Below are 24,722 nucleotides of genomic sequence, written 5' to 3'. Positions count from 1 at the left end.
ATGAAATCAGCCAAAATTATCACCTCCGTCCTGAGCGGCTGTCTGGCTCTCTCTATTGCCTGGGCCCCTGCTGCTTCAGCCGCAGACGCTGCCGCCGCTGAGACGGTACAAGCCTCCAAGACGGATGTTATCAATGAAATTATGCAATATCTGGAGTATTACAATGTGGAGGGTGTGGACCAGGATACGCTGATCCGGGGTGCGATTGACGGTATGGTGAGTACACTGGATGACCCTTACAGCCAATACTTTAATAAGGAGGAGGCTGCTGCCTTCGGCCACCAGGTCGATCTGGAATATGTCGGTATCGGCGTCCGGCTCATGTACACTGCCAAAGAGCTGTACATTGAGGAAGTCATGAGCGGTTCCCCGGCAGAGGCAGCAGGACTGAAACGCGGTGACTCCATTCTCAAAATTAATGGGGTACGTGTAGCCGAGACGGCTGGCGATGAGCTGAGCGGCAAAGCCGGCACAAAGGTCTCCCTGCTGGTCCAAAGAAACGGGGCCAACAAATCCTACGTGGTTACGCGCAGCGAAATCGCTACAACCTCCGTGAGCAGCAAAATGCTCGGCTCCAAAATCGCCTATATCTCTATTAACGGCTTCACCCAAACTGCCGATGAAGAGTTCTCCGCAGCGCTGGACAAAGTACGTGCGGCGGGAATGAAATCGCTGGTGCTGGATCTGCGTGATAATACAGGCGGCTACATGGACAGCGCACAAAATATCGTCTCCAAGTTCATGGATGCCGGTATTATGATGTACACCTCCGATCAGACCGGTACCTTGAAGCCTGTGACGATTACGGACGGCAGCAAGATCGGGGTTCCGGTTGTAGTATTGACCAATGAATATACCGCCAGCGCCTCCGAAGCCTTGACCGGTGCTCTTCGTGACAATAAGCTGGCTACGATTGTAGGCACACGCTCTTACGGAAAGGCACGGATTCAGAGCCTGATCCCTATGTCCGGCGGCGGCGAGCTGAAGCTGACCACCATGAAGTACCTGACTCCTAACAAGGAGGATTTCAACCATATCGGGCTTGCTCCGGATATTGAGGTCAAGGGCAAAACCGCCCAGTTGATTACCGCCCTGCAAATTGCCGGGATGAAAGAGATTACAGCCTCTGGAGACCACCATATTCTTGATATTAACGGCACTGCTTTTGCCGGAAATGTTGGTCTGATCAAGCAGGGAGATCAAGTGTATGCTTCTTCCCGTGTATTGGCCGCTCTTGTTGAGAATGAAGTCTCCTGGGATGCTAAGAATAAAAAGGTGCTGCTGACCAACGGCGCCGGTACTGTGTCCGGGTTCACGCTGGCTTCCAAAGAGGCACTGTTCCAGGATGGAGAGACCTTCATTGAGCTTAGTGCATTCAAGAAAAGATTCCCTGCGCTGGTATGGAGCTATAATGCTGCCCAGAAACATTTGAAGTTATCGGTGAAATAGCAGATAATTGATGTAGTGAGACTATGGATTATTATTCAAAAAAGTCCCTTCAGCCATTTGGCCGAAGGGACTTTTTGGGTTGCTGCATGTTTGCAGCACTGCCTGGGAGTGCACCGATAACACCAGAAAGCGCTGATATAGCGCTGCTTACCCCTGGTTGTTATTATTGTTATTCTTGTTCTGGTTATCCTGTTTGGCTGAAATGTTCGGATTATCCTGTTTAGCCGGGTTGTTCTGGTTGTTTGGATTCTCCTGCTTGTTCGGTCTGTTCGATTTGTTCTCTCTATGCTCCCGGTTCTGCTTAGAGCTGTTGGAATTGCCCTGGCTGCCTTGCTGGCCCCTGCCCTGGAATTCTTTATGGTTCTTCTTGCCCTGGCCGTCTTTGTTCCGGTGATTCCGGCTCTGATGCTCACGAACCGGTCTGTCTTTGGAGCCGCCTGCGGTATCACGGTCCCGGTTCCCAGCCTTTGTCTGCGGTTCCCGGTGTTCTTTCACACTCACTCCCGCTTCAGCATCCTCCTGCTCCAGATCTTCATCCGTCCCAGGCTCGGGAATCTCCTTAATCAGGATATCCTTGAAGGTTCCTTCCTGCGGAGCTTCCTTCAGCTTATGCAGCACAAAATACGCACAGCCAAAATTGCAGTATTCGTTAATATAATCCACCATGCCTGAAATAGCCGTGTCCCGGTTCACCTTGGGGTGATTATCCCGGTAAAAGCCTTTGAGGCGCAATTGGCTGTAACCCCAGTCACCGATAATATAATCGTAACGGTCCAGCACTTCGCTGTATCTTCCGCGGAATGCCTCCGGGTTCCAGCCATCCTTATGATCGAGCATCAGCTCGTAACCTTTTCCACCTATAACGATCAAGCGTGTGTCGCCTGCCTTTCAATGAGGAATGGGGGCGGGCGTTGATAAGCCGTCATTCCGCGGGATTTTGAATTTCCGGCCGCTGTTGTTGGCTGATTTCTTCCATTTAAACCGCTGAGCGGTTGAAATCAGACAACAAAGGCGGACGCTACCGCTCCTACAATTTCAAAATCCCTCTCCATGACTCCATCAACGCGGGGGTGTGAACCACCCCCAAGAGCCGCGTCGCTAATGCTCCTTGGCCCTTTCCACATTTTTAAAAACATTAAAACATTAAAAACCCTTTTAAACATTAAAACTTAAACCCTAGACCTAGAGCCTGTGACTCCGTCATGCGGGGAATTTGCAAAAGCAAATTCAACAATTACCCCTGCGATACAGAACGGGCCTCACGGGCCGCGGCAGCAGACTGAACCTGCTCATGGGCACGATAAGAGCTGCGCACCAGCGGACCGGCCTCCACATGGCTGAAGCCCCGCTTCAGTCCCTCTTCCTTCAACAGAGCGAAATCCTCCGGCGGATAGTATTTCTCCACATTCAGATGCTTCGGAGAAGGCTGAAGATATTGTCCTAATGTCAATATATCACAATCCACTGCTCTAAGGTCATCCATCGCCTGCAGAATCTCTTCCCACTGCTCACCGACGCCAAGCATGATGCTCGATTTCGTTGGAATCTCCGGCTTCATCTCCTTGGCCCGGCGCAGCAGCTCCAGGGAACGGCGGTACTTGGCTCTGGCCCGGACACGGTCTGACATCCGCTCCACCGTCTCAATATTGTGGTTCAGGATATCCGGATTACTATTCATCACGGTCTCCAGACTCTCGCGGTCTCCGAGGAAATCAGGAATCAGCACCTCGACACTGCATAGAGGAAGGCGCTTACGGATAGCGGCTACTGTTCCGGCGAAGATGGCTGCTCCCCCGTCCTTAAGATCATCGCGGGCCACACTGGTAACCACACAATGCTTCAGCTGCATGCCTTCAGCAGCCTCAGCCACCCGTTCCGGCTCCAGCAGGTCCAGCTCGGTAGGCAAGCCTGTATTGACCGCACAGAAGCGGCAGGCCCGTGTGCAAATGTCTCCCAGAATCATGAAGGTCGCCGTGCGGTTCGCCCAGCATTCATAAATATTCGGACAACGCGCTTCCTCACATACGGTATGTAACGTCTTGGATCGCATCATGCCCTTAATTTCCTGATAATCCTCACCGGTGGTTAACTTGATTTTGATCCAGTCTGGCTTGGGCTGTTTGGCTGTTCTATTAGTCAAAGTATGGAACCCCGCTTTCGATCTGAATGTCAGTTTCATCGTCAAAAGTTGCTGCCTCATATTATAGCATGTGGAATGAGCAATTGCCTGTTTTTGTGAACCTTGGGGAAGTCACGGATAAAAACAGTCCTTTTGCTTCAATCTAAAGAAAAGCACCCCAAAGGTGCCATTCCGCAAGAATAACTGTTACTAATTCGCCCAAACGCAGGAGGTTGAGATCATGCTGGCCTTATTCACCAACCATTACACCCGCAGAACCCTGTTGTGCATGTCTGCAGCCGCCTTGCTCTGGAGCGGCAGTCCTGCCGTACATGCCAATGCTGCCCGTTATCATACACTGCCTGAGCTGAAATCCGGCGGGCCTGCCGCCCCGGACAGCAAAGAGACCGCTGCCGCCGCCCGCAAAGAGCTCTTCGAACAAATGAGCGCGGCGACAGGGATTCCCTGGTTCAGGTTCGCTGCCATTGATCAGTATGAACGGTCTGTTGCCAAGAAGAAGACAAAATCGGATGCTGCGGAAACCGGTACTGCCGCCGCCAAGCCCCGGGTTACCGGAATTATCATTCCGGCGCCGGTATGGTCCGGGCCGCTGAATCCGGACCAGAATGACAAGCTCCAGGATTCAATCAGCTTCTTCGGCGGCTTGGGACGGGACGGATCGGGGGACGGCAAGGCCGATCCCGGCAATGATGCCGATGTGCTCTACAGCATGGCCAGCCACCTGCTCAAGTACGGGGATTCCGCAAGTGACTTCAATATCGCAATCTGGGAATATTATCATAACGGACGGGCCGCTCAGCGTGTATCCCAATTCGCCAAGCTGTATGAGCACTTTGGACGGCTGGATCTGTCGGGCAGCGCTTTTCCGCTGCCGATAGGAACCAACTATTCCTACCGCAGCACCTGGGGGACCGGGCGGAGCTGGGGCGGCGCCCGTATCCACGAAGGTACCGATTTGTTCGCGCCGCATGGCCTGACTGTCCGCAGCACCTGCTTCGGAATCGTAGAGACCAAGGGCTGGAACCGGTATGGGGGATGGCGGATCGGTATCCGCGATATCGAGAACCGCTACCATTATTATGCCCATCTGATGGGCTATGAGAAGACCCTGAAGCGCGGGGATATTGTAGCTCCGGGGCAGACCATCGGGTGGGTGGGCAGCTCCGGCTACGGCAGCCCGGGCACACAGGGCAAATTCCCGCCGCATCTGCATTATGGCATCTACCGCGACCGCGGAATTACGGAGTGGGCGTTCGACCCATATCCGCTGCTCAAGCAATGGGAGAACCAGGAATACCGGCAGCTCCGAAAAAACAAAAAGAAGTAGACCTAATACAGCATCATACAGCCAAAGGGCTCTATCTCGACCAGAATCCGGGTTGAACTGCGGATGTTGAGCCCGCTTAGCAGGTCGGTCAGCAGATTTTTGTCACAACGGTAATTGGGGAGCTCCAGATGGTAGCGGTTGGGGGAATTATTGATAATCAGTCCCATTCTGTCCTGTTCACTGCGCCGGATATAACCCAGAACATTGCGTGTTTCATCTGTGAACCAGGGACGGAATCCCCCTTTGCGCAATACTTCATGCTGTTGTCTCAGCGAGATCAGCCGTTTGTACCATTCCTGCAATCCGGTATCCTGTTCCGTCTCCTCCCAGAGCATCAGCCCCCGGCAATGCGGGTCTGTAGCCCCTTCCATGCCGACTTCATCCCCGTAATAGATCATGGGCAACCCCAGATAAGTCATCTGGAAAAAGACAGCCAGCCTCATCCGGCTCATGGCCGTAGCTTCCCGGTCCCAGCCCCGGCCTCCCTGCTTGCAGGCAGTCAGAAAACGCAAGGTGTCATGACTGCCCAGCAGCTGGAACATGGCCGAATTGGCCTGATCATTGTACAGGGCTTCCTGATGGAGCAGCTGCTCCATGAACCGGACCGGCCCCGCAGACTGCGCTGCAAAAAACTCCAGCACCGCATCCCGCAGCAGATAGTTCATTCCGCCGTCGAACTGGTCGCCCCGGAGCCAGGGCCCTGACGCATGCATAATCTCGCCGATCAGCAGCAGGTCGGGGAACTCCGCCTTCAGCTCCCGGCGGAACCTCGTCCAGAAGGCTGGGTTCACCTCGTTGGCCACATCCAGCCTCCAGCCGTCGATTCCGGCTTCCCGCACCCAATATTTGGCGACCTCCATCATATAATCCGCTACCTCAGGGTGATTCATATTAAGCTTCGGCATGCTCGCTTCCGCCTTGGCGAAGGTCTCATAGCCGGGAACCGGCGCCCCGCTTACCGGGTAGGAATGAATGTAGAACCAGTCCTTGTACGGCGACGCTTCTCCCCGTTCCAGTACATCCCTGAAGGCAAAAAAAGTATCGCCGGAGTGGTTAAATACAGCATCAAGCAGAACCTTCATCCCCAGCCTGTGTGCTGTCCCGACAAGCTCCTTCAGATCCTCCAGCGTACCGAAGCCGGGATCTACCTTGTAATAGTCCGAAGTATTATACTTATGTCCGGATGGCGATTCAAAGATAGGCGTCATATAAATAGCTGTAATGCCAAGCTGCTGCAGGTAGGGAAGCTTGTCTGTGATGCCTTGAAGGGTTCCCTGATGGTAGCTCTCGGGATAAATCTGATAGACCACCGCTTCTGAACTCCAGGCAGGCAGCGTGATGGCCTGAGGGCGGTGAATATAGGCATATTGAAATGCACCCGCCTGCTCCCTGTTCCCGGAGATCCCGCGCTCTCCATACCATACATACTCCCCTGCGGGATTTCCGATATAGAACAGGTATCTGCATTTTCCTGTCTCCGCCGGGATTAATGCTTCATGAATGTCATACGCTCCGGCACAGCCGATCCGCTCCATCTCTTGCGGAAGCTCGCAGCCGGGTGAATCATAACGGTCAGCGTGGATAACGGTGCAGGATAAGCCTTGTCCGCTCTGTACAAATAGTCTGAGCTTAAGCAAACGGGGGCCCACCGGGAAGGCGAAGGGGTCCTCTGCTGTGTGATACATAAATAACCGGGTAAGCATACTATAAGTCTCCTTTAATGCTGCATAGAGCAGCCTCAGCAACTGTGTTATTATGACAGGTAGAACGTACCAATACCTTTAGGACCGGGAGGGATAGCTATGAAAGTTACAATTAAGGATATTGCCCAGGCAGCGGGTGTCGCCAAATCCACCGTATCCAAGGTAATGAACGACTCTCCCAAAATATCGGAGGAAACGAAATCCCGGGTCAGAGAAATTATCAAACAGATGAACTATACCCCAAGCAGTATCGCTACCGGACTTGCCAGACAGAGCAGCAACACGATTGCGATCCTGATTGATATGTCCAAGGAAAGCGAATTCCTGAATCAGTTCTTCTATAATATTATCGGCGGGGTGGAGAGCGTCATCGGACCTCTGAAATATGAGCTGACCATTGCCAATATCCAGCATGACCATGCCGAGGGGCATTTCCTGCACAGACTGGTGCTGAATAAGCGGGTGGACGGAATTATTGCCAACACCTCGGTGCTGACTCCCGACTCCTGCGCTGAACTGAACCGGCTCCAGTTCCCCTATATATCCATCGGTGAGATCGCTGCTCCGGGGGTCTGGGTCGATTGTGACAATGAGCTGGGCGGGTTCATGCTGACAAGGCATCTGCTGGAGCAGGGATATCCGTCTGTTGCCTTTATCGGCGGGCAGAAGGATGAACCGCTCTTCCTACGCCGCGCTGCCGGGTATAAGCGCGCACTCGGACAGGCGGGAATCGCTATACGCGGTGAATGGATTATCAATGGAAGGGCTGTCGAGGAGGACGGCTACCAGGCGGCACTTCAGCTGCTGCAAAGCGCAGAACCGCCCGGCTCCATCGTCTGCATGAGTAACTTCTCCGCATACGGTGTGCTGCAGGCTGCCCGGGAATTACAAGTACCGATTCCGTCCGGGCTGGGTATTGCCACCTTCGATGAATATCCATTATCCCCTTACACCACACCTCCGCTGACTTCCCTGGATATGGATACCTTCCAGCTGGGCGTGTCCGCAGGCCGCCTGTTAATGGACAAGCTGAACAATAAGGCTGCTGCCGTGAGCGGACAATTGCTGGAGCCGGAGTTAATTCCCCGTTTATCCTCGCGGCGAAGCAGCAGGACACAATAAATTGTCTATTCAGGAAACCGGTTTCCTTAAGTTGAAAGTACCATGCCCCCCGGCTAATGTCAACGTGAAATCATAGAATTAGCCGCAGACCGAAGAACCCTTTCCACCCGTGGAAGGGTTCTTCACCTTACCCGGAAGTGCCCGAGCTGCGGATAAACCGGAGAACCTCATCCATCATAGCGGGACTCTCCCCGCTGTGACAGACCATATGTCCGCTTCTCTCCATAATCAGCACCTGCTTACGCCCGGCAGGAATCGTCTGCTCCAGATAATTCGCACTTTTGAATTTGACCAGATGATCCCGTCTGCCCTGCACAATGAGCGTAGGCAGCTCCACCTGCGGGTAGACCTCAAAGCTCTCACGAACCAGGCGTTGGAACTCCCGGGTAGCTCGCATTGGAGTGGAGCCCAGGTTGCGGATGTACTTCCGCAGCATCTCCGGGCGGACCAGCGTCCGCAGAATCTCGGCCGGATTCAGCGGGAATACCGGAGTCGACAACAGTGTCAGTGACCCGATTCGGGAAGAATATTGTACGGACAGATGGGAAGCGATCAGCGCCCCGGTGGAGAATCCGATCAGATGTACCTTCCCGGAGCCTGCAAGCAGTTGGTTCAGCTCTTCCTCGGCGCTTCGCTTCCACCCCCCGCGGCTTGAATGGAGCAGATCGCTGCGGCTGCCTCCATGTCCTTGTAAGGTAAACATTCTGGCCACATAGCCGTTCGCCTCCAGAAACCGGGCAAGCGGAGAGATCTCATGTGTGCCTCCAGTGAAACCGTGTATAAACAAACAGCTATCCATGATTGTTCCTCGTTTCCTTTCTGCTATTTCATCCATTTATAGAAAAATAAACCTTAACGGCAATGAAGTCAAGGTTTACTCTCTGGTTACAGCTATGAATACTTCTCACTACTCAATTGTAAATTCACTATTCGCTTCAGCCACACCGTTCAAGCTACTATTACTGGTCATGGCCGGAATCGCCTTGAGTCATTTCAACCTCACCGATACTTGTATACCAATATCCGTTATTTTCTGTAATCTTGATCCGGTACTCCGCATAGCTCCCGCTTTGTGAGACGTTGAACGTTTTGGCCTCTCTGATTGTCCAGTCTGTCACATTACTCTCCTGTGATAACACCACCCACTGGGTTCCATCGTACCCCTCGAAGGTCCATGATTTAGGGGAGGCGTTAATAGCTGTGTTCTCATTTCTCGGATAGATTTTATAGGAGATCACGTTCTTGGAGCTTGGGAATTTAAATGCAAGCCAGCCCTCTACAGTACCATTGGAAATCCATGCCTGTTCCAGATCCAGATGATCGAAGGCTTTGTACGGTAAATAATCGGCACCAAAGTTACTGCTGGCACTGGCGGTACTGCCATCCGGCGACTTGTCTTCTAGCATGACAGGAATAATATTCTGGTCGCCCCACATATTAAAGATTTTATTCACAATTTTTCGGGTCTGATTTCCTTCTTTGTCATAGACATATGAAATCCGATACTTCTGATCATCCTGGAATAAGGTGAACCATTGCAGCCGGTTGGTTGCATCATACTGATACTGCTTCCGGTCGAACAGGTAATCGAATTGTACCGTGCTGCTGGTTACACCGTTTTTCACGGCAGCAGCCTTAACTCTTGTATCTTTTGAAATAGCTATAGGAGTTCCCGTATACGCTTGGCCTGTTGATAGGGTTGGTTCCCGGCCATCTAACGTATAGATAATTGAATCTGCTCCTGCCGAGCTTAATTGAATCTGAATCGAGCCGCTCTTCTGCAGCCCCGGAGGAACTGAGGATTCAATAATCACAGGCTGTACCCAGCCCTTGGTCTTCACCTGCGGATAAGCCCACACGTAGACTCCTGAGAATCTCATATTGATTCCATCATTAATAGCCTGGTCAATATTCTTCCAGATCGCATTGTTATTGGTTGAATCTGCACCTGATAGATAATGAATTTGCCCGGGACCATACCCCAGCTTCCGTTGCGCCACTGTCAGCGCCTGTCTATGCTTCTCCATGTTATTGGCGATCAGATAGTCGTAGTCTTCGATCATGAAGAAATCGAGGTTTGGCGACTTCCATTGCTCTATAGGGAAATTCACAATACCCATCATTTTCGGAGCTAATTCAGGATCTACTACAGTAGGAATGAACAACAGAACCGTAAACTGACCTTGTGGATATACTGCTTTCAAGGTGTCCCTGAGGAGAAGGGAGAACTTCCCGTTCTGTTCGCTAAGCCAGCTTAGCATCTCTTCATGACCGCTGATAGAGTCGTAAGCCGATTTGAATTGATGCATTGGCTTGCCGAACTTCTGTTGGTATAAATATTTAGTAGAATCATCATAGAAAGTCGGCGGACTGCCCGGCAGGCTATCCATATACCACCACCATGGCTCACCAAGCTGAATAATCGGGGGCATACCACTGTCTGTATGTATTTTGGATAAGCCCAATATATATTTTTTGTAATAGCTTTGAACTGCTGTATTGGAGAAGCTCAATAGCTTGGGTGCAGGAGACCATAATGTTTCGGCACCTTTCCCATCCCATGTCCTCTGCCACCAGGATGCTGGCGCATCAACGTTCTCCATAGAAATTGACGAGATTACTTTGGTTTGACGGGCAGACAAAAATTTCACATAACTGGTATACCAGCTCTTGAAGGCCTCATTAAAAGGATGGTCCGTAATCAGCTCCATCCCGGTTGTTCCGTTATAGACCTTATCGTAGAAATGCGAAGCCCCCACATAGAAATCAACGGTATTCCCAAAGCCTAGTCTGGCATAATCACCCGCAATCCGTTCAGGTGTAAGGTTGTAGGTATCATCATATCCGTCACTGATTCTGACTTTCCCTTCGGGAGCATAGGGTTTCTCATTCATCAAAAATGCATTTCCGTATACATTCCAATCTGAAAAATCAATTTTGAATGGTTTGGATTCAGTGAAGTAGCGTATCTCTGCTTCGTTGTAATCATATTCCTGCGGTACAAAAGCCCATTCCAGGCGCTTGATACTAGTGACCGGGACTTTAACCCAATCCGGATTCGGAATCCAGGATACCTCTCCTGCACGATCCTTCCCCTGTATAAAAGGCACCCATCCTGCATACAGATTGTTAAAGTCAATGCGGATTGCCCCCTCTGTTCCGCTTGCTGTCCCCTCCTCCCGGCCCACTGGAAAAGAGTAGTCAATATTCAGTGAATCGCTGACCTCCTTCTCCCAGCCCTCCATAGGACGGTCGGTAACATAGTTCCATAGCCGTATATAATATGCCTTATCATCCGTTGTTACAACGGTCAGGGTTGGTGATGGCACTCCATTTAGCGGAGTGGCGTCGCCACTTATCGTATAGTTGTACTCCAATACCAAGTCTGAAAAGTCTCCATCCGTTGGATATTTCAGTGTAGGATGGCTGTGCACATCTTCAGCTTCCCAATACATTACATTAAAGTCTTTGCTTGTGCGGAAATTTCCCACTGTAGAGAAATGGTGTTCATCCTCCGTAACGGTTGCGGACATCATATCAAAGTTAAAATTATTGACCAGATACTTCGGTTTTAACTTATAAGCTCTTTCTTCTCCTTGTGCCAAAGAAGTGTGACTTCCTGCATTTATACCTATAAACAAGACTATGGTAAAAGAAAACCAGCGTATGATAGACTTCATTGAGCTCCTCCAGAGATGGTTTCTTTCTGCTTGTGCTGAACTTTTGTGGTGTACAGGTTATAGACCTTGGCAAATTGAGCTTTGGCCTCTTCCGCCTCGGGATTGCTCTGCCAAACCAGAGTGGCCAGTTCTAAGGCAAGCTCAGGTTGTTCATTACCAATCAATAATGAAATTAATTGCTGGTTATGCTCCATGTTCTTACTGGAATATTGATGTATGAAGCTGGTTAGTTCCGCTTCTTCCCTGGTACCGGAAATGGCTTCATTTAACGCCTTTATAAGCTCTGGTGAGAGTACAACGGACTCAGATATGGCAGACATGGCAACCACTTCACTTGGCGTATTCCAGGATGCCATCTGTTCCGAATAGCTTTTATTGCTGCCCCCAATATCGTCTTCTTCCACAGCATTACCGTTTGCCTCTATTCGTTCCTTGCTGTCGGAATTATTCAGTCCATAGTAACCGGTTATACTAATTGCCAGAACCAGAACGACTAGGAGTGCTGCCTTTAACCTTGCGTTCATGTACCTACCCCATTCTTTTTTGTGTCAAGTCTGTAGGAATCGATTCAAAATTTAATTAATTATCAGATGCGACATTCATTATAGTTTAAATCGAGTAGGTTTGAGAATAGGGATTAAGAGTCGTTTTTTGTCGAAAATCGTCTAATTTTGCTTTGTTATGTGAACATTCATTCTTAATTTTCTGACAACCACAAAAGAGGCCTCAGCATAAGCCAAGGCCTCCTTAATAGTGTACCGGAACAAGCTCACCACCCGTCAGTCATAACGACCGGCTGGATTCCGCCGTCGGCGAAGTCCATTCGGTCGATACATAACATGCGGTGGCCCGGCTCCGGATCTCCGATGGTTCTCCGGTGATAGACGATCAGCCATTCATCCCGCTCCGGCAGATGCAGGTATCCGTGATGGCCGGGACCTTCCGCCACGGGCTCCTGCCTCTCCAGGATCGTTCCCTTGTTCCCGAACGGACCCAGCGGATTGTCACTTACGCCGTAAGCTACCCGGTAAGTCCCGTTCGTCCACCCGCCCATCGACCACATCAGATAATATAGACCGTCCTTCTTGATCATACACGGTCCCTCCACATAACCCGGCGGGGTAACGGAACGGATCACCTGCCCGTCCGGCAAAGGGACAAAGCCCGTCATCTCCTCATTCATCCGGGCCACGTTGCAATGCCCCCAGCCCCCGTAATACAGATAGACCGCACCGTCATCATCCTTGAACAGATGAGCGTCGATGGGCTGGGCGCCGTGAATGAACCGGCTGATCAGCGGCTGGTGGAGATACCCTCTGTACGGGCCTTCAGGAGAATCCGCGACGGCAATCTCCAGCCCGCCGGCTTCGCCGTCCTTCTGGATATCGTTCGAGGCGAAGATCAGATAATGGCGGCCGTTATGCTCCATCTGGGTCGGAGCCCATACCGCCCTCCAGATCCAGGGGAAATCACCCATGGTGATAATGCTCTCATGCGTCTGCCAATGGATTAAGTCCGCGGAACTGAAGACATCCAGATTCATCTGCCGGGTATATTCCGTGAAGGACCTGGTCGCATATATATAATGCCTGCCTTGATAGGTTCGTGCTTCGGGGTCTGCATACCAGCCCGGTACAATAGGGTTCGTGATTCCTCGCAAGCGAACCCTCCTTTCTCCGTAATGACTTATTTAGAAGCGGTAGAGGCCGCTCTCTTCCCGTTCCCGGACCCAGACCTGCATGTAACCAGGCTCCCTGTTGTCCCAGGCATAATAGGGAATGAACCGTAGCCGCCTGCCTTCTTCATCCTGGCTCCATAGCACCGTCACCCCGCCCAGCAGCTCCGGCAGGGATTCCACCCGGAACTTGGCCCCGGCCGCAATGGAGAAGGCATCATAGGACCATCCGGGATGATCCGTCTGCTCCAGGCAGTACACCACGGGTCCCCGCTGAACGGCAACCCTCCCTCTGTCCGCCTCCACTTCCGGCTTGGCCCGCACAAGATCCACGGGCATATCCAGCTCAAGCACAATCGTATCTCCCGGCGACCAATGCCGGTTCAGTACCAGATACCCTTGATCCGTCAAAGCTTCGGCGCTGCTGATGCTGACGCTGCCAGCCTCCAGCCGGTAGCCCCTGCACCATTCCGGCACGCGCAGCCGGATACTGAAGCTGGCACTTACTGCTGGATTAACCTCAAGCTCAATCCTGCCATTCCAGGGATACAGAGTGCTCTGCTTCAGCCCGACACCCAGTCCGCTGGCCAGCACTAGCTTTGCCTCACTGTTCATATATTGATTGACCGCCAGGCCATCTTCAGTAATGGCATAGACGTATTGACCCAGAGAAGGCAGGAAGCGGGCCAGATTGGTCGGACAGCAGGAGGTCTCGAACCAGGGGACACGATGATGCCCGCCCTGTGAGGCAAGCGGATTCTCATAGAAATACTTATCCCCGGAGAGCGAGATTCCCGATAAGGCGCCGTTGTATATCTCACGCTCCACCACATCGGCATATTTACCGTCCCTGAACGTCAGGTTCATCCGGTGATTCCAGAACACCATGGCAATGGCAGCGCAGGTCTCGCAATAAGCGGTCTCATTGGGCAGATCATAATCGAAGGTGAAGCCTTCATTATGCCTGGACGGGCCAATGCCGCCCGTTATATACATGTTGCGCTCTACCGTATGGCTCCAGACCCGGTGCAGAGCCTCCGCATAAGCGGAATCCCCTGAAGCATGGACAATATCCGCCATGGCCGTATACAGATACATCGCACGGACGGCATGGCCGGTCACCTGCTTAATCTCGCGGACGGGAACATCATCCTGACAATAGGCTGGTCCCCATTCCGGATTGTCCCAGATCGCGCCCACACCATGCCCATGGCCGCGCTCCTCCAGCAGCCACAGCGCAAGCTTCCAGTAGCGCTCAGCCCTGGTCACGCGGTACAGCTTCACCAGCGCCAGCTCGATCTCCTGATGTCCTTCCACCCAGTGCCGCTTGCCGGGGCCGAAGACCCCGTCAACATGATCCGCCAGACGGCAGGCGACCTCCAGCAGCTCACGCTTGCCCGTCGCTTCATAGTAGGCAACCGCCGCTTCAATCAGGTGGCCGCCGTTGTACATCTCATGCTTCTCCATATCCGTCCATTTGCTCTCTGGATTCTCCAGTGTGAAGTAAGCACACAGGTAGCCGTCTTCTTCCTGCGCTGCGGCGATCAGCCCGATGATCCGGTCGGCCTCAGCCTCAAGCCGGGCATCCCGCTCCGACATCAGCGTATAGGCAATGCCTTCAAGCACCTTATAGACATCCGAGTCATTATAATATTTGCCCTCGTAATGCCCTTCCAGCAGGCCTCCGGCCTTGGCGAAGTTCTTGATGCGGCCGGTCTCCTCACATTTGGACAGACAGTCCGGCAGTGTGGTCTGCCGGAGCACCTTCAGGCGCGGCAGCCAGAACCGATCATTGATTGTAACTCCCGTAAAAGACACACCCTGCCAGATATGCAGCTTCGTTTGGTGCTCTGTCATTTCCGTTCCCGCCTCCTTTATCCTTTCAATCCCGTTAAGGTAATGCCCTCCAGAAAGTAACGCTGACCGGCCAGAAACACAATGACGCAGGGCAGAACGACGGTGGCCGAAGCCGCCATCAGCAGATCCCACTGCGCGGTGTAGGTACCCTGGAACATTTGCAGGCCCAGAGCAAGGGTGAAGAGACTGTCGCTTTTCAGGTAAATCAGCGGCCCCATAAAGTCGTTCCAGGAAGCCAGGAAGCTGAATAAGGCAACCACGATAATCGCGGAACGGCTTAAGGGGAAGATGATCCGGGTATAGATTTTCCAGTAGTTGGCCCCGTCCACAAAGGCCGCTTCATCGAAATCACGCGGAATGGTCAGATAGAATTGCCGGAGCAGGAAGATATTGAAGATTCCGCCGCCGAAATAGGCTGGCACAATCAGCGGATACAGCGTATCGTAGAAGCCCAGCACCTGCCAGCCGAGAAAACTCGGGATCATCGTGACCGCCGCCGGCAGCATCATGCTGGTCATCAGAATGGCGAATACCGTGTCCCTGCCCTTCCACTGAATCCGTGAGAACCCGAACGCTCCGATGCTGCTGGTAATTACGGTCCCCACAAGCACGGTGACCACAATAATCAGCGTGTTCTTGAAGAACACATCGAACGGCAGCACCGTAAGCGCCTTATGGAAGTTGCTCCACTGAAACGGCTTCGGTATCCACTCGGGGGGCATGGTGAAGATCTGCGATAAATTCATCAGCGAGCTGCGGATCAGCCAGACAAACGGAATGATGAACATGCCGGAGATCAGGATAAGCGCTCCATAGCCTGCGGTAAGTGACAGCTTCGATGGTCTCAAGCCCGGTCCCCCCCTTCGTAATACACCCACGACTTCGAGGTTCTGAAGACGATGAAGGTGAAGAACAGAATGATGATGAACAAGATCCAGGCCAGCGCGGACGCATACCCCATCTCGGCATCCCGGAAGCCCGTTCTCCACAAATAGAATACATAGAACAGACTTCGGTTGTTGGGTCCGCCCTGAGTCAGAATATAGGCTTCGTTGAAGACCTGGAAGGAGCCGATAATCGTCATGATCGTATTGAAAAAGATCGTGGGGGTGACCATCGGAATCGTCACGTGGCTCAGCTTGCGCAGCCAGCCCCCTCCGTCCACCTCAATCGCCTCGTAATACTGCCGGGGGATGCCGGAGAGTCCGGCGAGGAAAATAATCACCGTGCTGCCGATGCCCCACAGCGTGGTCAGCACCACCGACGGAATGACGCTGCCTTCCCCGTACAGCCAGTCACTGGTCGGCAGATGCAGCCGGCTGAGCAGCGAATTAATGAGGCCCAGATCGGGGTTGAGCAGCCACATCCAGATCATGGCCGAAGCCACCGCCGGAACAATGCTCGGAAGATAGATAATCGTACGGAAGATCGCTCTTCCTTTTACATTGAGATTCAGCAGCAGCGCGATCCCGAAGGAGATGAGAATCACCGCAGGCACACGGAGCAGGACGAAATAGAAGGTGATCCCGAGCGATTTATAGAACAGCTCATCCTCTCCTGAGAACAGCCGCATATAATTATCCACACCGACAAAAGCAGTCTGCTCCTTGAATACATTATAGTCGGTCAGGCTGAGCACCAGGCTTGCGATCATCGGACCCAGCGTAAAAATGGCAAATCCAAGTATGGCGGGGGCCGTGAACAGCAGCCCGTAGAACATTCCCTTTCGCATACCGGCCTCCAGTCTCGAAATTTCGGCAAAAAGAACGGCGAACGAGGATTCGGACGCCGCTCCCTGCTGCTAGTTTCGCAGTTGGTTATTCCTTAATATCACGGCGTCCCTTAATCTGGGCCTGAGCTTTCGCAGCGATCGAGTCCATCGCTTCCTGGGCGGTCTGCTGGCCGAGCCATACCTTATCCAGGGCGGGATTGACCAGATCCATAATATTGTTGAAGTTCTTCACATATCCGGTCGGCGTCTGGTGGCCTTTGGTCAGAATCACATCCACGATAGCTTCTTTATAACCGGAAGGTCTGGCATCCAGATTCTCCGTCCATTTGGCGAGCAGCGCCGGATCAGTGTACCAGTCCTTGGGAGATGGCATCCAGGTTCCGGCTGTAAGCATGTCAATGGAGGCTTCGGGATCGAGCAGCGCCTTCAGCAGCTCCCAGGTCTCCTGGGGATGCTTGGTGGATTTGAAGATGGAGAACATGCCGCAGACCACGGTGGTAACCGGCTCCTTCATTACAGGCATAACTCCGACATTGAAGTTGAACTTCGACTTGGCGAGGCCTGCGCTTGCCCATTGCCCGTCCACAGTCATCGCCACCTTCTTGGTCTGGAGGGCTACATTCGTTGCCGGAATATTCTTGGACTGCACGGGGGAAGGGGATACGTGATGCACATTCATCAGATCGGAGATCTTCTGAAGGGCCTCCACCGCCTCCGGCTGGTTCAGCCCGAAGGTTTTGCCGTCCGCCGAGATGAAATCTCCGCCATTGGAATAGATAAAGTTGCTGTACACTCCCCACCAGGTGGAGACATTGGCTCCATATTGTTTGATTTTCTTGGGATCAAAGCCCTCCTGGTCTGCTGTTTTGCCATTCGTGTCCACCGTCAGCTTCTTCGCCACCTCGACAAATTCATCCCAGGTCCAGGCATCGGCCACATTCGACGGGGGAGGTTCAATGCCGGCTTCCTTGAAGATATCCTCATTGTAGAACAGGCCGAAGGATTCCGGTCCCGGTCCGATCCCGATTACATTGCCCGGCTCCAGGGAGTAGATAATATTGGGAACCAGCGTATCCGGACTGATGTCGGCATCCGTATCGAGAAATTCCTGGAGATTGTAGAATTTGCCCTGCTCCGCCATCGGAAAGGCGATCGTGCCCGATTCCATCATGGCGATGTCCGGCACATCATTACCGGCGACCATCGTCGTCAGCTTGGTATCATAATCAGCGGCAATATGCTGAAGCTCAACTTTGACATTAGGATACTTGGTTTCGAATTTCTGAATAGCTGTTTTGTAAGGAGCCACTTCCTCCGGTGATCCCCAGACGGTCATCCGCAGCGTAATCTTCTCCTTCGATCCGGAATTCCCGGAAGATGCGGACGTATCGGGGCCTGCGGTATTGGGTTTCGAGCATGAAGACAGCACAGCGGCAAGCATCAGAACCAGCGCCAATATAAGGAAGACCGATTTTCTTGGTTGCAACATATTCCGAGCCCCTCTCGATTTCTAAGTTCCACGGGTGGTTCATAGCTGCAGTCTATGATGGCTTTATTATAAAAGATTAGATAGCGCTTACATAACCCTAATCTCTTTGGATTGGTGGACTGTGATTGGGCTTACAGAGGTAGCGTAATGATCACCCTTGTGCCTTGTCCGGGAGCGGAGACCATGGATATTCCGTAGGCGCCGCCATAGGTGATCTGAATGCGGTCAATCGTATTCTTGATACCCACGGAAGAAGACCGCTCATGCAAAATCGCTTGTACAGCTTCCTGGCTCATGCCGAGGCCGTTGTCGGCCACCTCATAATAGCGGGTACCTCCGTTAATCCAGCCGCGAATCCCGATGAGGCCGCCCGAATCGGTCTGCTCGAAGCCGTGCAGAATCGCGTTCTCCACGAACGGCTGGAACAGCAGTCTAGGCACATCGTATTCAAAAAGACGCGGGTCCATATCCACCTCTACGGTGAACTTGTCCTCGAAGCGGATCGACATAATATAGAAATAGTTATTCATCCAGCTCATTTCCTCCGACAACGGAACGGCGTCCCAGGTCTTGCGGGAGGTATAATGCAGCATATTGGACAGGCAGACTAGCATCCTGCTTAGCTCCTGCTGATCATTCTCAATTGCCATCCAGTTCATCACGTTCAGCGTATTGTACAGGAAATGCGGGTGCATCTGCATGTTCAGCGCCTGAATCTCGGCCTCCTTCTCCTTCAGCTTGATCTCGTAGTTCTCCGTCACGAGCAGATGAATCCGGTCATTCATGCGGTTGAAGCGCTGCGTCAAAATGCCGAACTCGTCATTGCCGACCACCTCGACGCGGGTCTGGAAATCGCCTTCGCCCACCGATCTCATCGCGCTTAACAGCCGCTTGATCGGCCTGGTAATTTTGCCGGCAATGAAAAAAGCGAACATCAGCGCTACGATTCCCATCACCACCGCCAGTACCGTAATAGAAGTCCGGATCACCGGCACCAGGCTGCTCACCAGGCCCGCTTCAGGAATCCAGACCACAGACATCCATCCGGTCACCTCCGAACGGTCGAAGCAGACAATTACCGCTTCGCCGTTCAGCGTCATACGCCGCGCCCCGCTGTTCTCCCGCTGCAGCTCATCCAGCCATGCCTCCTTGTGTGTCTGCGCAACGGCCCCCGGATCACTGCTGGCCACCACCTTATCTTGCGGATCAAGCACCATATAGTGCGAGTTGCCCGGAATGCTGTCCGCATACAGGGATTTAAGCACCTCGGATTTGAAGCTTATGGCAAGTACGGGGCGTTCCACCCCCGCAGCCATTTTCTCCAGCTTCGTGTTGCTGAGGTAGGTGAAATCAAGCACACGCGTGGCTGAGAACAAATAACGATACTCCAGATTTCCGTTCTGCAGATAGGGCTGATTGAACATGGACACGAAGTCAAAGGTAGGAATCCACACCAGCTTCCCCCCCGCCTGCCGGGCGATCCCGTAGATGTCCGATTGAGTCGGGTCTCCTTGCGGGAGCGATTGTCCGAAGGTGAAGTAGGAGGTCCAGAGCTGGTAGGCGTAAATATCCTGGTTCTGGGAGAAATACTTGCTAAGCACTGCCGTCACCTGACGGTCCGCTGCGAACAAATCCGTCTGATTCGCGGGGTCGAGCTGGCTGAAAATGCGGAACAGATCCTTATCGAGAAATAGGGACATGCTGTTCTGGTCCACAATCCGCAGCTTCGTGTCCATGACTTCATTATTCTTTCTGACAATCTCATACACATTGTTCTGCGCCTGCTCCGTGATAATCTTCAGGCTGGTCCGGTAGAACAATGCCCCGAGTACGAGCAGGGGAATCGCAATCAGCAGAATGTAGCTTGCCAGCAGCCGGTAACGGAAGGTGATTTTCATATCTCACGTTTCCTTTGCGAGCGTACGTGCTGATAGGCTTTGGGAGACAGGCCGTGAACCTTCTTGAAGACGCGGCAAAAATATTTCGTGTCCTGAAATCCGCATTCCAGGGAAATTTCATATATTCTGAGCTGCTCCCCGGCAAGCAGTTCCTTGGCCCGCTTCATCCGGGCTGCCGTCACATGCTCGGAGAAGGTTTTGCCCGTCTTGCTCTTGATCAGCGTACTGAAGTAGGAGGGGTTGAAATGGAACAGCTCGGCTGTCCGCTCCAGCGTTATATTCTTTTTCGTATGGTGCTCTATCCAGTCCAGGCATTCGGCGATAACCGCCTCCCCCTTATCCTGTCTGGATAAGGTGAGGGCCAGATGCACTTCCCGGAGCGCATGGTTCAGCAGGTCGATCAATTCCCCGTACGAGCGGCATGAACGGATGAGCAGTGTGGCCGTATCGGTCAGGATCTGCCCGGCCCTTTTGCCCAGAAGATCCTGATGGTCGCTGCGGATCTGCAGCAGCATCAGCGATGCTTGCTCCTTCAGCCGCATGGGGCTGGCCTGTCCGCCCTCCGCAAGCTGGCAGACAGCCTCAAGGCAGGCTTCCTGAACAAGAGCGGCATCCTCCATGAACAAAGCCTCGTACACTCTGCCCCAATCGGGGGCCACCGCCCCGGCAGCCGAACCAAGCTCATCCGCGAACAGCAGCCCTTGCCGGAAATCGTAGAAGTTATAGCTGTTGGCCGTTCTGGCAGCCAGATAAGACCGCGGCGCTTCAGCCAACAGAGATTGGCATTCCGGCCCGATCCCGTGGACAAGCTGTCCTGTACTTGCCCATTCTTTCGCCAGGGACCGGGAGATGGACCGGGCCTGCTCCCTTTTCTCCGGGGTTAGCCGTTCCAGTGTAACCAAGGTAACGGCTGCCAGAAGCCCCTCCTCCAGCATTCCGCCGAGCGGAACCGTTATGGCTTCCCCCCATTTGCACCAGGCCTGCTCCAGCGCACGGACGAACAAGCTGCTGTCCGGCCCGCCGCCGCTGTCCCGGCCGTATTTCAGCTCCGAATACACAGCGGCCCCGCTCCCCTGAAGCCATTCATAACGCTCCAGCTCCTCCAGCTCCTCCAAGGCTGCACCTCCATTCAGCCAGGACAGCATCAACCGGCTCAGGTAAGCGGAAGAGGCCAGCTTCAATTGGTGCTGCCGCTCCTCCTCTTCCCGGTGCTGCTCCTTTTCCGCTGTCAGCAGAAGGTCAATCCGGCTTAAGACATCCGCGATTTTGTCCGTCTCCACCGGCTTGAGCAGATAATCATAAGCACCATGACGAACCGCCTTCTGCGCATACTCAAACAGATTGTAAGCGGATACCATTACAACCCTGGTTCGCACGCCCTCTACCTTCAGCCGTTCCAGAAATTCAAGCCCGTCCATGCCGGGCATACGGATATCTGTCAATATGGCTTCCGGCCGCTGGGATTTCACCAGCTCCATAGCCGCCAAGCCATCCTTCGCCGTCACCACCTGATCCTCCGGCCGAAGGCGCCCAATCAGATGAACCATCCCTCTGAGATGCCTGGGCTCATCATCTACGATCAATATTCTCACTGTACTCAGCCCCCCGACATTAAGTTTGCAGTGCAGATCAGCCTCAGCTTTGCCCTAATTATAAAAGTCATTCCGGCTTAATCATAGTGCACTAATATTGGATTGGTGGATTATCATTGGGGCCGGGTGGAGTAGGCTATGCCACGCAAAAAGAAGAACCACCTGTTTAGGAGGTTCTGGGGTTCTGGGGTTCTGGGGTTCTTGGCGGTTCATAGCAATTCATCCCTCTTCTTGGCTCTTCATGGACTGCGGACTATAGCCTTTCTCATTATCACATCAACGGCCCTGCGGCCCGCATATTGCTGTCCCTGTTCCTCTCCCTGTTCCTCTCCCTGTTCCTCTCTCTGTTCCTGCATCTCTCCCTGTCCCTCCAAGGTACAGCAGTTGGATTTCCTCCACTTAATCATTCCGGTTGGCTTGCTTTACGGAAATTAATTGGATTTATGGCACTTGCTTCTGCCTATATCCCCGCTATCAGCGAATCCGGCTGAAATTAAGTGCCCTTTTTCCAACTAAGTCACCGGAATCAGAGATTCTGCCAACAGCAGATGGAGTTTTTCCACTTAATGTTCTACCACGCCGTATCATCCATACTCCATCCTGCACCCTCAATCCCCTACTCTCCATCCTCCATACTCCATCCTGCCCCTCTATCCGCTAATCTCCATCCTCCATCCTCCATACTCCATCCTGCATCCTCTACCCTCCATCCTCTACTCTCAACCTCTCCATCCTCTAACCTATATCCCCCATCCCTTCCCCTCACCTCAACCCTTAACCCTCCATCCCCCTAATCACCACTGCCTGAATTAGCTCCGGCACTCCCGGCATTACCGGCATTCCCCGTATTCCCGCCGCTCCCGGCATTTGCCCCCGGCGCAGAGTTGCCGCTACTGTCCGGCGAGTTATTCCCACCGTTGTTCGCATTCCCGCCCGGCCCGCTTCCGCCCGCTGGCGTGCTATCCTTGCCGGTACTGCTATGCTCTGTATTCAGCGAAGGTGCCGGAATGGCGATTCCCGGTGCGCTGCTGCCGTTCTCGCCGACAGGCTGGCCCTGATTATCATAGTAATACATCGGAACATCGCCGACGACCATCAGGTAGGAGACGGGGATTTCTGTATCTACCACCTGCGGCTCCATATCGAATGGAATCACGACTGCAACCTCGGTCACAATATGGATAAAGACTTCTACGAGAATCATATTGATTCCGGCGTTTTGCTGCCGTGTGTTCAGCTCTACCTTAACGGCGCCCTGAGGCTCGATCTTGATCGGAATATCAGGACCATAGGAGGCAATCAGCGGACTGCCGAGCGCCTGGCCGAGCGGAATATGTTCCGTCTGGTTATGCAGCTCCTGCAGCGTGGACTGGATGACCTCGGCAGCCTGGGAGGTAATCCGCATATGCTCCTTGTAGTTGAGCATGAACCCGGAGATCTTGCCGTTCTTATCGGTCTTCCAGTCGATCAGCGCCTCCGCATTCCCGCCGTCCGCAACCTGGGAGGTAATCGCCTTGTTAATGGATTCTGTGGCAATCTGCTTCACCCGGATCTGCGCCAGATGGAGAATCGGCGGCTTCAGATGCTGCTCCACATATCGCAGTCCCTGAAGCACCGCCAGAATCAGCAGCAGGCTCACAATGATCCAGAACCTGCCCCGTCTGCGCGGCTTCCGCCCCCTGCCTTCGCCGGGTTCCGGCCTCTTCCCGCCCCTGCTGCGGAACAGGCTGAACCCGCCCCCGGTCCGGCTGGCCTTGCGCCAGACCCGCTGGCCCGGAGCGCCCGGTCCCGTGCCGGACGCAGCCGCTTCGTTACGGCCCGCCCGGCCTCCGGATCTGGAGGGCTTCGCCACGAAGCCCCCGCTCCGGCCCCGCGCCGCCGGTCGCGGCCCCGATCTTGACGGCTTCGCCTCGAATCTGGTCCCCGGACCCGGCAGCCTGAACCCGGCCCTGGATGGTTTGGCCTTGAAGGCCGAACGGCGTCCGGCCGGTCCCCTCAGCCCGCCCCAGCTGAAGCCCGGCAGACGCAGACCGCCGAAGAATGGTATGCCTGCACTGCGCTTCCCCCATTTTCTGATTCTGCCCATGCCCTGCAGTCCCTCCCGACATTTCTGCGGTCAAGCCGCTCTCTTGTACTAATAGGCTATTCAGGGCAGACGCAAAAAAGAAGAACATCCCTGCGGCAGATCACCGCAGATACATTCTTCATAGGCAAGTGGAAACGGCAATGCTGTCCTTGTAAAGGACGTAGCGTTCAAGCAGACATAACTTCGCCGTCCTAACCCTAATGCCCCGCCCGCTTGCGCTTATCCTCCTGCAAATGCCCCCAATGCAGCCGGACAAAGATCGCAAGGAGAATCAGCATAAACACCGCATACCACGTAAGAAACCCGTTCCATTCCTCCCTGGGGACAATCAGCGAGGAGCTGATCGTGCCGAACAGCCAGATATAAGACAGATTGCCAAGCACCGTTCCCCAGACAAAAGCCGCCGGCTTAATAGGAGATACTGCCGACATCAGGTTGATGATATTGCTGGGCACAATCGGAATCGTACGCAGCAGCACCAGGGTCCAGATGCCGTAACGGTCCAGATAGACCTGCCATTTCTCATACTTCTGGAGCTTGTAGCCCCATTTCCGGTCAAACCAGTCAAAGAGATAACGCCGGAAGAGAAAATAAACAAATACCGCACCAATATTGCAGGCCAGCCAACTGACAGCCATCCCGCCTATCACTTCAAATACAGAGACATGGAGCACAATCAGAATCGCCAAGGGGAAAAATCCGAACAAACTTTGCAGCAGGGCGAGCGGGAAGGTAGCGAAAACAATGTAAGGGCCGCTGAGTCCGAGACTCTGCAGCAGCCAGTCGATCCAGGCATTGATGGTCTCAGTCATGGAGCGCTCTCCTTTCCCGACTTCTTGCAGGTAATCCTTTCAGCCAGAAACATAAAGAACCGCCCGTTCATTAACGTATTCGTTAATTTTCAAGAAAAACACCCCTCTCGGGGTGTTCGTTGAATAAGTCTGCTTATGACATACAAAGATAAAGTACTGC

Annotated in this window: 18 protein-coding genes; 3 read left to right on the top strand and 15 right to left on the bottom strand. The window is 53.3% G+C overall.

Annotated features, from left to right (window positions below; genetic code table 11):
• Complete coding sequence (locus HQN87_RS09970) at nt 1-1,449, top strand: S41 family peptidase (protein ID WP_173131601.1); 1,449 nt, start codon at nt 1-3, stop codon at nt 1,447-1,449.
• A 147-nt stretch (nt 1,450-1,596) separates the two neighbouring features.
• Here the strand turns inward: HQN87_RS09970 and HQN87_RS09965 are convergent, their stop codons facing one another.
• Together HQN87_RS09965 and lipA are read right to left on the bottom strand one after the other, a co-directional pair.
• Nucleotides 1,597-2,319, bottom strand: a complete 723-nt coding sequence (locus tag HQN87_RS09965) for a YutD family protein (protein ID WP_173131598.1) — start codon at nt 2,317-2,319, stop codon at nt 1,597-1,599.
• A 364-nt stretch (nt 2,320-2,683) separates the two neighbouring features.
• The gene (gene lipA / locus HQN87_RS09960; RefSeq protein ID WP_246553048.1) at nt 2,684-3,589 is read right to left on the bottom strand and encodes a lipoyl synthase; all 906 of its coding nucleotides are present in this window, start codon (nt 3,587-3,589) and stop codon (nt 2,684-2,686) included.
• Nucleotides 3,590-3,809: 220 nt separating this feature from the next.
• On the opposite strand from lipA, the gene HQN87_RS09955 reads away from it, so the two are divergent.
• Complete coding sequence (locus HQN87_RS09955; protein WP_173131595.1) at nt 3,810-4,916, top strand: M23 family metallopeptidase; 1,107 nt, start codon at nt 3,810-3,812, stop codon at nt 4,914-4,916.
• 2 nt (nt 4,917-4,918) lie between these two features.
• On the opposite strand, the gene HQN87_RS09950 is transcribed toward HQN87_RS09955, so the two are convergent.
• Nucleotides 4,919-6,619, bottom strand: a complete 1,701-nt coding sequence (locus HQN87_RS09950) for an alpha amylase N-terminal ig-like domain-containing protein (RefSeq protein ID WP_173131592.1) — start codon at nt 6,617-6,619, stop codon at nt 4,919-4,921.
• 99 nt (nt 6,620-6,718) lie between these two features.
• On the opposite strand from HQN87_RS09950, the gene HQN87_RS09945 reads away from it, so the two are divergent.
• The gene (locus tag HQN87_RS09945) at nt 6,719-7,741 is read left to right on the top strand and encodes a LacI family DNA-binding transcriptional regulator (RefSeq protein ID WP_173131590.1); all 1,023 of its coding nucleotides are present in this window, start codon (nt 6,719-6,721) and stop codon (nt 7,739-7,741) included.
• Between the two features lie 127 nt (nt 7,742-7,868).
• On the opposite strand, the gene HQN87_RS09940 is transcribed toward HQN87_RS09945, so the two are convergent.
• From HQN87_RS09940 to HQN87_RS09885, 12 genes are all read right to left on the bottom strand, one after another.
• On the bottom strand, nt 7,869-8,528 hold the full coding sequence (locus HQN87_RS09940; RefSeq protein WP_173131587.1) for an alpha/beta hydrolase: 660 nt from the start codon (nt 8,526-8,528) through the stop codon (nt 7,869-7,871).
• A gap of 172 nt (nt 8,529-8,700) precedes the next feature.
• Nucleotides 8,701-11,421 carry a non-contractile tail sheath protein gene (locus tag HQN87_RS09935; RefSeq protein WP_436836463.1) on the bottom strand — a complete coding sequence of 907 codons (2,721 nt, stop codon included), beginning with the start codon at nt 11,419-11,421 and terminating at the stop codon, nt 8,701-8,703.
• A complete protein-coding gene (locus tag HQN87_RS09930; RefSeq protein WP_173131580.1) occupies nt 11,418-11,945 on the bottom strand; it encodes a hypothetical protein in 528 nt (175 codons plus the stop codon). The genes HQN87_RS09935 and HQN87_RS09930 overlap by 4 nt, the downstream gene beginning before the upstream one ends.
• 245 nt (nt 11,946-12,190) lie before the next feature.
• Nucleotides 12,191-13,081, bottom strand: coding sequence for a glycoside hydrolase family 43 protein (locus HQN87_RS09925; protein WP_216857228.1), 891 nt, complete (start codon nt 13,079-13,081; stop codon nt 12,191-12,193).
• A gap of 30 nt (nt 13,082-13,111) precedes the next feature.
• A complete protein-coding gene (locus tag HQN87_RS09920) occupies nt 13,112-14,953 on the bottom strand; it encodes a glycoside hydrolase family 127 protein (protein ID WP_173131577.1) in 1,842 nt (613 codons plus the stop codon).
• A gap of 17 nt (nt 14,954-14,970) precedes the next feature.
• Nucleotides 14,971-15,741 carry a carbohydrate ABC transporter permease gene (locus tag HQN87_RS09915; protein ID WP_173132528.1) on the bottom strand — a complete coding sequence of 257 codons (771 nt, stop codon included), beginning with the start codon at nt 15,739-15,741 and terminating at the stop codon, nt 14,971-14,973.
• Nucleotides 15,742-15,797: 56 nt separating this feature from the next.
• Nucleotides 15,798-16,685, bottom strand: a complete 888-nt coding sequence (locus HQN87_RS09910; RefSeq protein ID WP_173131574.1) for a carbohydrate ABC transporter permease — start codon at nt 16,683-16,685, stop codon at nt 15,798-15,800.
• A gap of 85 nt (nt 16,686-16,770) precedes the next feature.
• On the bottom strand, nt 16,771-18,174 hold the full coding sequence (locus tag HQN87_RS09905) for an ABC transporter substrate-binding protein (protein ID WP_173131571.1): 1,404 nt from the start codon (nt 18,172-18,174) through the stop codon (nt 16,771-16,773).
• 131 nt (nt 18,175-18,305) lie between these two features.
• Nucleotides 18,306-20,072 carry a sensor histidine kinase gene (locus tag HQN87_RS09900; protein WP_173131568.1) on the bottom strand — a complete coding sequence of 589 codons (1,767 nt, stop codon included), beginning with the start codon at nt 20,070-20,072 and terminating at the stop codon, nt 18,306-18,308.
• The gene (locus HQN87_RS09895; RefSeq protein WP_173131565.1) at nt 20,069-21,664 is read right to left on the bottom strand and encodes a response regulator transcription factor; all 1,596 of its coding nucleotides are present in this window, start codon (nt 21,662-21,664) and stop codon (nt 20,069-20,071) included. The genes HQN87_RS09900 and HQN87_RS09895 overlap by 4 nt, the downstream gene beginning before the upstream one ends.
• A 790-nt stretch (nt 21,665-22,454) precedes the next feature.
• Nucleotides 22,455-23,750: a sporulation protein YunB gene (gene yunB / locus HQN87_RS09890; protein ID WP_173131561.1), complete on the bottom strand. Its 1,296-nt coding sequence runs from the start codon at nt 23,748-23,750 to the stop codon at nt 22,455-22,457.
• A gap of 197 nt (nt 23,751-23,947) precedes the next feature.
• On the bottom strand, nt 23,948-24,562 hold the full coding sequence (locus tag HQN87_RS09885; protein ID WP_173131543.1) for a TVP38/TMEM64 family protein: 615 nt from the start codon (nt 24,560-24,562) through the stop codon (nt 23,948-23,950).
• Nucleotides 24,563-24,722: the final 160 nt, after the last annotated feature.

It is taken from the genome of Paenibacillus tritici, from assembly GCF_013204885.1.
Lineage (GTDB): Bacteria > Bacillota > Bacilli > Paenibacillales > Paenibacillaceae > Paenibacillus_AQ > Paenibacillus_AQ tritici.
The sequence above is the reverse complement of the archived record's forward strand: the minus strand, read 5'-3'. Positions and strand labels throughout refer to the sequence as shown.

What these genes read in the sequence shown, in the direction of transcription:
- HQN87_RS09970 (WP_173131601.1), top strand. Translation starts at nt 1, where the DNA reads ATGAAATCAGCCAAAATTATCACCTCCGTCCTGAGCGGCTGTCTGGCT.
- HQN87_RS09955 (WP_173131595.1), top strand. Translation starts at nt 3,810, where the DNA reads ATGCTGGCCTTATTCACCAACCATTACACCCGCAGAACCCTGTTGTGC.
- HQN87_RS09950 (WP_173131592.1), bottom strand. Translation starts at nt 6,619, where the DNA reads ATGCTTACCCGGTTATTTATGTATCACACAGCAGAGGACCCCTTCGCC.
- HQN87_RS09945 (WP_173131590.1), top strand. Translation starts at nt 6,719, where the DNA reads ATGAAAGTTACAATTAAGGATATTGCCCAGGCAGCGGGTGTCGCCAAA.
- HQN87_RS09935 (WP_436836463.1), bottom strand. Translation starts at nt 11,421, where the DNA reads ATGAAGTCTATCATACGCTGGTTTTCTTTTACCATAGTCTTGTTTATA.
- HQN87_RS09930 (WP_173131580.1), bottom strand. Translation starts at nt 11,945, where the DNA reads ATGAACGCAAGGTTAAAGGCAGCACTCCTAGTCGTTCTGGTTCTGGCA.
- HQN87_RS09920 (WP_173131577.1), bottom strand. Translation starts at nt 14,953, where the DNA reads ATGACAGAGCACCAAACGAAGCTGCATATCTGGCAGGGTGTGTCTTTT.
- HQN87_RS09915 (WP_173132528.1), bottom strand. Translation starts at nt 15,741, where the DNA reads ATGTTCATCATTCCGTTTGTCTGGCTGATCCGCAGCTCGCTGATGAAT.
- HQN87_RS09910 (WP_173131574.1), bottom strand. Translation starts at nt 16,685, where the DNA reads ATGCGAAAGGGAATGTTCTACGGGCTGCTGTTCACGGCCCCCGCCATA.
- HQN87_RS09905 (WP_173131571.1), bottom strand. Translation starts at nt 18,174, where the DNA reads ATGTTGCAACCAAGAAAATCGGTCTTCCTTATATTGGCGCTGGTTCTG.
- HQN87_RS09900 (WP_173131568.1), bottom strand. Translation starts at nt 20,072, where the DNA reads ATGAAAATCACCTTCCGTTACCGGCTGCTGGCAAGCTACATTCTGCTG.
- yunB (WP_173131561.1), bottom strand. Translation starts at nt 23,750, where the DNA reads ATGGGCAGAATCAGAAAATGGGGGAAGCGCAGTGCAGGCATACCATTC.
- HQN87_RS09885 (WP_173131543.1), bottom strand. Translation starts at nt 24,562, where the DNA reads ATGACTGAGACCATCAATGCCTGGATCGACTGGCTGCTGCAGAGTCTC.